2 protein-coding genes are annotated in these 1312 nt (G+C 73.8%); both read left to right on the top strand.

Annotated features, from left to right (window positions below):
• Nucleotides 1–609 (top strand): LamB/YcsF family protein (locus AC5RV2_RS18055; RefSeq protein WP_494093468.1); only part of this gene is annotated, 609 nt, incomplete at its 5' end.
• A 1-nt stretch (nucleotide 610) separates the two neighbouring features.
• Nucleotides 611–1222 (top strand): 5-oxoprolinase subunit B family protein, encoded by a 612-nt coding sequence (locus AC5RV2_RS18050; RefSeq protein ID WP_494093467.1) that lies wholly within the window; start codon nucleotides 611–613, stop codon nucleotides 1220–1222.
• The last annotated feature ends 90 nt before the right edge of the window (nucleotides 1223–1312 follow it).

The raw sequence follows: 1312 nt of genomic DNA, 5'->3' as shown, positions 1-1312 counted from the left end.
GCGGCCGACCTGGCCGCCGACGTGGTGGCCCAGCTGGCCGCCATCGACCGGATTGCCAGGGGCGCGGGGGCACGGCTGGCGTACGTAAAACCGCACGGCGCGCTCTATAACCGGATAGTCCACGACCGCAGCCAGGCCGCGGCGGTGGTCGAAGCCATCGGCGCCTTCGAGCCGCGGCTTCCCCTCCTCGGGCTGCCCGGATCGGCGGCGCTCGAACTGGCGGCCGCCGCCGGACTGCCGGTGTTCCGGGAGGCTTTCGTGGATCGCGGTTACCGGGCGGACGGAACACTCATTCCGCGCGGCGAGCCCGGCGCCCTGCTGGAAGACCTGGAGGAGATTGCCGACCGGGCGGTGGACTTCGCCTCGGCCGGGGCGGCGGATTCGCTCTGCGTCCACGGCGATACCCCGGGCGCGGTGGCGATGGCGCGGCTGGTCCGGGAACGGCTGGCCGCCGCCGGGATCCCGCTGCGTCCCTTCACGGGCACGGCGGGCCACGGGACCGGCCGGCGCTCGACCGGCGGGGTTTCCCGTGCCACCCTCGGGGATTCCCCAGGCCCCGGCGAGGCACCCGTTCCCGCTCCCTTCGGGCCCGGCACCACTGGACGGTAGGGTGCGGATCCTGCCCTTCGGCGCGGGCGCCCTGCTCGCCGAATTCGACACCCTCGACGACGTCCTGGCGCACTACAACGCACTCTCGGTTGCGCCGCTGCCAGGCGTGACGGAGCTGGTTCCCGCGGCCCGCACCATCCTGACGACCTTCGACGACCCGGCGGCCGCCGCCGTCGTCCGCCGCTGGCTGGAACAGACCCCACCGCACGACGACGGCGGCGCACGCACCACCGGGGACGAGGTCACGGTCGAGGTGGACTACTCGGGGGAGGACCTGCCGGCGGTGGCGCGGATCCTGGGCGTGAGCGAGGCGGACGTTGTGCGACGCCATCAGCAGTGCGAATGGGTAGCCGCTTTCACCGGCTTTGCGCCGGGCTTCGCCTACCTGGTGGCACCCGGGAACCCGCTGCAGGTACCGCGGCTGGCCGAACCGCGGACCCGGGTGCCGGCCGGATCGGTGGGTTTGGCGGGCGAATTCACCGGCATCTACCCCTCCGCGTCACCCGGCGGCTGGCAGCTGATCGGCAGGACCGATGAGCGGCTGTGGGACGCCGCGCGGGAGCAGCCGGCGCTGATTACGCCGGGAACGCGCGTGCGGTTCAGGGGGGTGTAGCCGGTGATCACCGTAGTCACGGCGGGCCCGCAACTCCTGGTGCAGGACCTCGGCCGGCCGGGCCACGCCGCGATCGGGCTGAGCCCGTCC

Source organism: Arthrobacter sp. Y3225116 (assembly GCF_059091245.1).
The sequence above is the reverse complement of the archived record's forward strand: the minus strand, read 5'-3'. Positions and strand labels throughout refer to the sequence as shown.